The 9508-nt window shown below is 47.2% G+C and carries 4 protein-coding genes and 1 pseudogene; 2 read left to right on the top strand and 3 right to left on the bottom strand.

Annotated elements, in window-relative coordinates; translation table 11 throughout:
* Positions 1-225, bottom strand: a pseudogene (locus HMPREF9018_RS11465) (helicase); the annotation flags it as partial.
* A 531-nt stretch (positions 226-756) separates the two neighbouring features.
* On the opposite strand from HMPREF9018_RS11465, the gene HMPREF9018_RS11320 reads away from it, so the two are divergent.
* A complete protein-coding gene (locus tag HMPREF9018_RS11320) occupies positions 757-3729 on the top strand; it encodes a T9SS type A sorting domain-containing protein (RefSeq protein ID WP_008450681.1) in 2973 nt (990 codons plus the stop codon).
* 113 nt (positions 3730-3842) lie between these two features.
* Here HMPREF9018_RS11320 and HMPREF9018_RS11315 read toward each other — a convergent pair whose 3' ends face one another.
* A complete protein-coding gene (locus HMPREF9018_RS11315) occupies positions 3843-4052 on the bottom strand; it encodes a hypothetical protein (protein ID WP_232724673.1) in 210 nt (69 codons plus the stop codon).
* A gap of 115 nt (positions 4053-4167) precedes the next feature.
* The gene (locus tag HMPREF9018_RS11310) at positions 4168-4407 is read right to left on the bottom strand and encodes a hypothetical protein (RefSeq protein WP_232724672.1); all 240 of its coding nucleotides are present in this window, start codon (positions 4405-4407) and stop codon (positions 4168-4170) included.
* Positions 4408-4578: 171 nt separating this feature from the next.
* On the opposite strand from HMPREF9018_RS11310, the gene HMPREF9018_RS08860 reads away from it, so the two are divergent.
* On the top strand, positions 4579-9508 hold a 4930-nt coding region (locus HMPREF9018_RS08860; protein WP_316909339.1), incomplete at its 3' end, for a toxin TcdB middle/N-terminal domain-containing protein.

The following is a 9508-nucleotide window of genomic DNA, read 5'->3' as shown; positions in this document are numbered from 1 at the left end:
GCGGGCGTAGTCAGTTGCAATCAGCATCTTTGCCTTTTCCTCACTCTCACTCAGTGGTGCACGTCCCAAGAGTGTGGCATTGCCCGTCTTGGCGAACTCCATCAGTTTGCCGATAAATACCTCTTGTTCGGGCGTAGGTGGTATGTTGTGCAGTATCTCGTTTTTCTCGGGACGGTCGATACCGATGTCCTTTGCCGTGCGGAAGTCACAAATCTCCGCATAGAAGTATTAGTTTGAAATGTTACTTCTTGATTACAAGCAAGATAGAGATAGAAGTATATTCAAGGGTGAACGAATAAGAAACGAGCGGTATTCCTTTCATTTCTTCGTTATGCGATAAAATGAGATCTCTCTTGTTTCTGCGACAAAGATAATGTTTTCAGTCAAAATAAACGAAGAAATTTCGCATAAAATATTGAATGTAAAGAATGAGGTGTGACTCTTGACGCAAATCACCCCGATTATTCCTCGTAAAATGTTTCTGTATGTTAAAAATGCGCCATTCTCGAAAATTTCTCTCTTATTTTCTTGCATGTTTTCTTTAGATTGCATACATTTGCGACATAACGTATAAAGCGATTGATTATGATGCACTTATGTACGTATATATACACTTTTCTCATTGTAGCCAAGGTTCTTCCGATTCGTGGCGTTTGATTTTGAGTAGGAATGTGTATGATTCCTACTGACAACTACTTTCTACTAACTCTATTAAGAACAAACTATTAGTCCTAACTTTATAATCATAATCAGCGTATGAAACACTTTTTACCCGCTTTCATAGCTTTATTTATATGCGTTCCCTCGCAGGTGAGTCGTGCCCAGTCTCCCGGCGGCGTTCCCTCACCTCAGGCATGGTTCAGGGCTGTTCCCACCGGTAATTTCTTAACGGGTAGTTATAGATGGAAGGATTTGGCAGGCGACTCCATCCGTCTTGTTTCACGAAGCAAGAAAAACCTTTCCAAGACAGGGGCTGCCTCTCAGCCTTTCTCTTTGACACACAGTTTTAATTTTCATCCTGCCCTTTATTTCCCCACACGAGACAGTTTGGCAGAGTTTACCCTTAATTATACCTCTCTTCCTGCCGGTACCATCGTTGGTGTCTTTGCTCCCACGATGAAGAGCGTATCGACTGATGCCACGCTGTATGAAGTCTCAGGGCGCAAAGGAGAAGGAAGAGCCGTCAATAAGGATCAGGTTCACCACATACAGAGTGGCGATGCCCTTGACTACGGCAAGGAAACCGGTGAAGACCTTTTACAAGGCAACGCAGAGCAAGAAAGCAGGGAAAGTTTCATAGCACGACTACCTAGAACCGTTTCCTATCTATGGGGAAACCGTCCTACCCATTCCGTTTGGGGAGAAGCCACACGTACGGTCATCACCCTTGGCATTACCCATGCCAAGTCCGATAGCCGCTTCTCTGAATCTTTTGCCGATGCCCTAATGGGTGGGAACGAGTTGGAGGGCTATATTCCCGAATTGGTTGTCTTCTCCCGTATGCTCACCCCTTCGGAGCGACTGCGTGTAGAGAGCAGTCTTGCCCTAAGACACGGTATCACGCTGAAAGGTTCCTATCTTGACGGCAAGGGAAATCTCATTTGGGATGCGGCGCACAATGCACCCTATCACCATCGTGTTACGGGTATCATCAGGGACGACGGCAATGCGCTCGCACAGTTCCTCTCCACAACCAGTTATGAGGAATCTCCCCGATACAGCATAGACAAGAATGGCGACTCTTTCTACGAGGGAAGTCCCTATAATCTTTCTTCCTCCCAACGTCTGCTTGTTCTCGGAAGGGAATACGGTAGTAAGATGCAAGATGAAGGCTATCTTCTTTGGGGTGATGACGGCAAGCCAACACAACTCAATACACTTCCGGAAGATAGCCTTTGGCATCTTTCAGGCAGGACATGGCTGGCACAGACCAATCTCAAAGAAGAAGCAGACACCTCACAGGTCAGATGGCACTCACAGGATTTTACCATCACGCGGAAAGGATTCACCGATCACCTTGTACGAAAAGGTGACGGTGCATCAGCATCTATCATTTCCGCTCCGCTTATATCAGAAGATGGTTCTCTTGAATTTATCTGCCCTACAAAATTCCCATCGTTTGACATCGGCTTTACGACTTCTTCCGATGGAAACTGCAATGATGGCTTCCGCATTCCAACTGCTACGGAGATACAAGTTATCGAAAACGGAATGATAAAGGAAGCCCATCCACTCTCTTCCATTGCCGGAAAACGCCTCCTTGTCAGAAAAGAAGGGACACATATCTTCCTATCGGTAGACGGAACAGGCAGCGACCGCTTTTCAGTGCATCTGCAAGAGCAACCCACTGCCACTTCTTATAAGGCAGTCATCAAGGTCAACGCCTCGGGTTCGTTAGACCTTGCAGACGTTCGTCTTACAGGAACGGCTGTCAGTGGCAACATGGCAGAGTTGGCTTATGCCTTGCTTGAGGATAAGGGAGCGGCATTTACCGCAGGTAAGCAGCCCCTGCTGGTCATTGACCCCACAGGACAAGGTGATTTCTCCGCAGATACGCGCCGCTACGTGAAATTGTCGCACCTTGACCCCATCCGTGAAAAACTCATCTTCCACAATATCTTCTTCGATACCGACGGCAGTGGCAGCGATGCATTTACTTTCGGCTACTACGACGGACTCAAAGCCATCTTTACCCCTGTTCAAGCACATTGCAAGGACGGCAAGGCACTCTTCGATGGGAGCATCGGTATCGGCATTGAGTTAGGAACACCCTCATATACCTATGAACTCCGTGCCTCGGACGTTGTCGGACTGCAACAAGACAGCATCGTCAGCCGTGGCACATTCCAAACTGAAACCCATACCGTGGGCGAACTCCGTCCCGGACTTTACAGCATGACCCTCTCTCAGGGTGGCAGCAATGAGATCACGGCATCCGGCAGTGGATTTTATACGATCTATTCGGCAGATCCGAGAAGCTTCTCCACAGGCAGTGTTTCATGGAGCATGGCAGACGTATCTTCCAACGTCCGCATAGGTATACAGCACCCGGGCAAACCTTCGCAAGCCATTTATTATGGTTTTGACATTAGAAATGGTAAAGCAATGCCCATCATCAAAGGTGCTACTAATATTTTCAATGCTCTATCTTTCTCTGCAGGTGATTCCTTGAGTATTTCTACCAATGGGAAAAATATTTCCTATTGCATCAACGGCAAAGAAGTATATCATATAGAGAATTCCCTTCGCCAGTGGAGTACGTGCATCAAGTACGGCTCCGGCACCTCTCATGTATCCGGGTTTAAGGTCAATGGCGCCCATGTCCCCGAGTTTGTTACGAATTCCAATGCCACGGTGCGCAATATGGGTGTATGCAGCATTCATCGAGATATTCGCATCGGTAGCGAATGCGGTGCAGAGGCATCAGAAGTCATTGCACAGCCCAAGACCAGAGGCAAAGCATCACAGCCTCGTTCCATGGATTTTACGGACGAACGCTTCTCCGTGGTTCAAGATGGCGGCCTGACACTGCTGGCACGCCTGCGCACCTCCCCCGAGGAACAGGCAACGCTGATGATTTTTGACACCTACGGCAGATGCGTGGCAGAACAGGCATTTGGCAGTGGTACGGAAAGAACACTCCGCATGACACTCAAAGCGCCCGGCGTATACATTGCCAAGGCAGTAACGCACACGGGAGAACATACCTGTAAATTTATGATCCAGTAAAAACCGTAAAACAGATTGGCTATGAAGAAGATATTCAAACCGGCATTGGTTGCTTCCATCGTAACCGTGTCTACCATTGCCATTGCACAATATATCAGTGGAAACGATTTTTCTCAGCATAGTTCGGTAGCAAGCGTTTCAAAGAGCGATACGCAAGAAAACAGTATATCCTCCAAGGATAACAGTAGCAAGAGCAGTAGCAAAACAAAACGCTCTGCGCTCCCTGTAACAGAAGCCACAAAGGGAAATACTGCCATGTCAACAGCAAAGGCTGGGACCTCTTCCGTCACATCTTTTCTTGCCACCCATCCTTCCGGTATCATCGGTACACCCGAAGGCAGGGTGTCGGACAATCCAGAGGATAACCTCTTTGAGATAAGCCTTGGAAAGGTCTCATCCGCTTCACGGGCATGGCTGGTTTACGACCTCAAAGGCGTTTCATCCGCTTCGGGCGTGAGCAAGAGTATCAATGACCGCACAGCATCGGGCGGTTACCTCACCCGTCTTTCCAAGGAATGGACCTCCGTTAGGGAGGAAATCAGTCCCACATGGCTTAAGGAAGGCAGGAATAGCGTATTGTTCACAATACCTTCCGATGCCGCTTATAGTTACAGCGTGAGAAACGTGCGCATAGAAACCGCTCCGATGAGCAAGGATGCGCTTGACAAGACCGGTCATGCCGTGGTGCTCTCCGAGGCTCCCGTTTCCTATGGCTCACAGACCTACGTCCACGGATTCGTCCGTGGCAAAGCCGGGGAAGTGTCCATACAAGGACAACGCCTGCCCGTGAAGGACGGAGAGTTTGAAGGCATCCTCACCACCACTTCCGAGAACCTGCTGCTCTCGGCAGTGGTCTCAGGGAAGCAGGTCAGCCAATCCCTTCCTGCTCTACGAGGCGCACAGGCAGATTTTAGCCGTGTCTTTGTCCCGGCAGGGGCGGTGGTAGGCAAGCAGTTCCTTGCCCATCAGGCAGACAGCCTTTCCATGGCAGGAAGTATGCTCAGTGTAACCAAAGACGACATCTCTAAAACAGGGAAATATACCATTACGCCACTGCGTGAGACAGACATCCCGGCACTGGACTATGGCATGACCAATGTCACGGCAACAGGCGAAGGCTACCGCTTCCTGCCCCATGGCGAGCATTTTACAGGCAAGGGAGCCACGGTGAAGATCAGATACGACCGTACGAAGATACCCAGTGGCTTTACCGAAGACGACATCAATACCTATTACTTCGATCAAGGAACGAAGCATTGGGTGGCATTGGAGCGAGTGAAGGTAGACAAAGCTACTGCCTGTGTGGTATCAAAGACCACTCACTTTACAGATATGATTAACGGTGTCATCAAAGCACCCGAATCACCACAGACCGACGGATTCACACCAACAATGATGAACGACATCAAGGCAGCGGATCCGACATCAAAAATCAATCTCATTACACCTCCTACAGCCAACAACCGAGGTTCTGCTAATCTCCAGTATGGCTTTGAAATGCCTCCCGCACGCAATGGTATGGCTCCTTCTTTGGGCATACAGTACAGTAGTGAAGGCGGTAGTGGATGGCTTGGAGAGGGTTGGAATCTCTCCGTTCCGTCCATCACGCTGGATACACGTTGGGGTGTGCCCCGATACGATACGGGCAAAGAAACCGAAACCTACCTCATGTCTGGCTCGATGCTTTCTACCATGGGGGATGACGGTAAAATGGGTGTTGCCCACCGCGGTGAGAAAATGAACCGCAAGGCAGACCGACAGTTCTATATCCGTCAGGGAGGAGACTTCAGCCGTATCATCCGCAAGGGTAACTCACCTGCCGACTATACTTGGGAAGTAACCGATAAACAAGGTATCAAGTATACCTATGGTGGTGAGGGAGCCATCCTCAAAGGTACCATCACCGATGCAGGTGGTCAAAGTCGTGAGGTGATTACCGAATGGAAACTCAAACGTGTGGAAGAAACACATGGTGACTATATAGAATATGTCTATGAGACAGCCGACGAACCTGTTCGTGGCGGACTCTTTGCCAAAGCCATTTACTTAAAGGAAGTACGTGCCGGTAATAGTGGACAGGCACCCCACACGGTGGTACTCTTAGAGGGCAGCAAACTCAAACGGCTCAAAAGCAACAATGCACGGTACGGATTTTTGACCTCTTCTAATCGTCTGTTGGAGAAAGTGACGGTGAACTTCCAAGGAAGTACGCTCCGTAGTTATGCCTTTACCTACGGCGAGGGTGCGTTCAACAAAGATATACTCACAGGTGTTAAGCAGTTCGATGACAAAGGCGCAGAAGTGTCTTATCAGAATTTTGAGTACTATGATGACGTACAGGCTGCCAAGGGCTATGTGCCTTTCAAGGAAAAACAGGAAACATGGAATACGCACGATGACGGACTTGACGCAGGATTTATAAGTCCTCTCAAAGAAGTTGGTGGCATATTCAGCGACAAACCTACTGCCTTAGGAGGAACAACAAGCTTTTCTTATGGTGGTTCTTTCTATGCTGGTGCAGGAGTTGATGACCAAAGTTCTTCAACCAGTGGCACTATCGGTGGTTCTTTTAATTACTCTCATGATAATTCTAAGGGATTATTGACTTTGGCAGACCTTAACGGAGATGGATTACCCGATAAAATATATCAGGATGGAGGTTCTGTGTACTATCGCCCACAAATATGCACAGATGAAAAGAAAACCACCTATGGAGAACCTATCAAAGTTATTGGTATCTCTAAATTTTCTGCTTCATCCAGTAATACTTTCTCTGGAGGACCTGCCATCAAGGCTGGGTGGCTGTATATTATGGCTACTGTTGCTACAAGTACCTCCCGCACAACTACTAAAACCTCTGTATATTTCAGTGATGTTAATGGTGATGGGCTTGTAGATATAGTTTCTAGTGGTAAGGTTTATTTTAATCATATAGAATTTGATGCGCAAGGTCATGCTATTCCTCATTTTACGCTTAGCAGCGCCGATACACCAAGCCCCATCATCTATGATGCCAAGAAAATAGACAAAACTATTGGAGAGGTTGATCCTACCGAGCAGGCAGAACTGATTAAATCCTCTCCGATGGAAGACATGGTGCGTGTATGGCAGGCACCTAAGGATGGAACTGTCAGCATATCGGGTACAGTTAGTCTGATTTCTCCAACAGGCGAGTATGATGCCGACGAGTACGCTCATGCTGACGGTGTGCGCCTTGCCATTCAGAAAGGTAGTACAGAACTCTGGAGTAAGAAAATTGCCAAGGGAGATGCAACAGCTTATAATGCTACGGCGCAGAATATCACCGTCAAGAAAGGCGACCGCATTTACTTCCGTGTCCAGTCTGGTACGGAGGAAACAAGCAACGGTGCCTTTGACAACGTAAAGTGGGCGCCTGTCATTTCCTATGCAGGTGTGGAAGAAACACTCCCTGATGGGTTATCTGCCACTGTTTATCAACCTCAGGAGGGTGCCATTTATGATGCTAATACACTGACCAATGTGGCAGAAAGTGCCTCTTTGAACCTATCTGGCAAGTTCACCAAACCCGTCACAACGGATGACGTTACGCTCAGACTTTTCGCATCTAATGAGTTAAAAGACAGTTTGGGTAATAATAATCCGAATTATAAAAAAAGAGAAATCTATACCCGTACCTTTGCATGGAATGAAGCGTTTGACGGAGAAATCCAACAGATGATTCCTAATCCTGATGGCTTGACAAATCTAAACTTCGAAATCAGTTCTTCTTCTAATGTGGACTGGTCGAAAATAAAGTGGACCCCACAAATAGAGACCATAGGCAAGGATGGAAGCAGGCAGCGTACGGCAGGGGCAACCCATTACGTTCTCTTTGATGACATGGCTAGTGAAGGTAAGCCTGTAGTACTTGCTTCCAATGTTTCAACCCTGACAGTTACTCCGAGTATCACGATGCTACCACCAACGGTAAACGGAATGGTAACGATGACTGTCAAGACTGTAGACAAACTGCTGGGTAAGAAGATTTATGCTTTCAGTGGAGGACGTCTTTCAGGAGATTCGCTGACAATCACCGGTGTCAGTGCAGGCAAGATATGGATAGATTACTTCTATTCAGGTAACATCTCAGGTCAGACAGTAACTTCTGCAGCTACTGTCAGTGGCATAGGAACAACACAGGCAGGCTTCTATGCCCAGACAGAGAACAAAGGCTTCGGCACAATGTATCGTGGTTGGGGTGGTTTTGTTTATAATGCTTCCGAAGGTAGGTATGGCAAACCTATTGATGAATCACTGCTGAAGCTCCCCGATAGCAAGGATGCCAAGATGGATCCTTTGACAATGGCATTTGTACCAATAGGAACAGACCAAAGTTCATTTGATAGATGGATAGGACAACGAGCAGAATTGTACCTTACAGCTAAAGAGGCTGGGGCTTCAAGACTAACTGAACAAAATGTAATATTAACTAACCCTTTCGAACATATTGATGATATAACAGGAGTTTCCGGTACATGTCTACAAGGAACCGGTGCTGTAGCTATAACACAGGAAATGGTTGCAACAAGTGATGTCAATCAGACAGGCATTGCTTTTACATACAATGATGCAAGTGGTAAGAGTGTAACTCGCTCCACTATGATGGATTTCAATGGAGATGGTTTCCCGGATATTTTTCAAAAGGGAATCATACAATATACAAATTCGCAAGGAGGTATCAGTGGCGAAAAGTATAGTGGAATCGGAATCATTGGCAGTGAAAATAAGTCTGAAGGATGGGCATTGGGAAGTGATCCCATTATTTCGATAAGTTCTACGATTGCTCATATAGCAAAAGGAAAGGATCATTCCAGCAACCAAGGCTCCAGCAACAAGGCAAAAGCTCGTATGTCTGGATCTGTCAGTATTCCTCCCTCTAACAAGGATTGGAGCACAGAAACATTCATGGATGTGAATGGAGACGGTCTACCTGATAAAATTATTAAGGGAAATAAAGTTCGACTTAATTTAGGGTACAACTTCACAGAACCGATTGATTGGGGAATTGATCGAATACAAGGAGGTAAGGGAATTACTTATAACGCCAATATAGGTGGTAGCTTCAATAAGGGGTCATCAAGCTTCGCCGGGGGATACAATGTTGTAACCTCTAAGAATGGAGAAGAGTATAATCTCTCTGATGTCAATTCTGACGGATTGCCAGATAAGGTATGGCGCAATGGCAAGGCTATCATGGTGGCATTTAATATCGGTAATGGTTTTATGGATGCCATTCAGTGGAAAGGGCTTTCTTCTCTTAGCGAATCTGCCTCAACCTCAGAGGGTGCTGAAGTTGCATTTACTGTCAATTTCACTCCAAAGTTAATCCCTGTCAAAATTTCCATCAATCCTGTTGTTTCTGTCAGTCACAGTATAAATCGTAACAACTACGCCTTGCAAGACGTAGACGGCGACGGCTACCTCGACATCGTGGAATCCGATAAGGAAAGCGAACTCAAGGTAACCCGCTCTGCCATCGGCAGAACAAACATGCTCAAGAGCGTCACCAATTCCCTCGGCGGAACCTTTACCCTCGACTATAAGCACAGCACACCGACCTATGGTCTACCTGGAGGAAAATGGGTGATGGCTTCCGTAACTGTCGACGACGGTATCCATGACGACGGACCGCTGATGAAGACCCTCTTCGACTACTCCGACGGACAGAAGGATCGCCACGAGCGCGAGTTCCTCGGCTTCGGAAAGGTCATAACCAAGAACATCGACACCGAAAAGGGCGACTCCATAGTCTATCGTC

The sequence above is a fragment of the Prevotella amnii CRIS 21A-A genome (genome assembly GCF_000177355.1).
GTDB classification, from domain to species: Bacteria; Bacteroidota; Bacteroidia; order Bacteroidales; family Bacteroidaceae; genus Prevotella; species Prevotella amnii.
The sequence above is the reverse complement of the archived record's forward strand: the minus strand, read 5'-3'. Positions and strand labels throughout refer to the sequence as shown.

What these genes read in the sequence shown, in the direction of transcription:
- HMPREF9018_RS11315 (WP_232724673.1), bottom strand. Translation starts at nt 4,052, where the DNA reads ATGATACCGGAAGGATGGGTGGCAAGAAAAGATGTGACGGAAGAGGTC.
- HMPREF9018_RS11320 (WP_008450681.1), top strand. Translation starts at nt 757, where the DNA reads ATGAAACACTTTTTACCCGCTTTCATAGCTTTATTTATATGCGTTCCC.
- HMPREF9018_RS11310 (WP_232724672.1), bottom strand. Translation starts at nt 4,407, where the DNA reads ATGACCGGTCTTGTCAAGCGCATCCTTGCTCATCGGAGCGGTTTCTAT.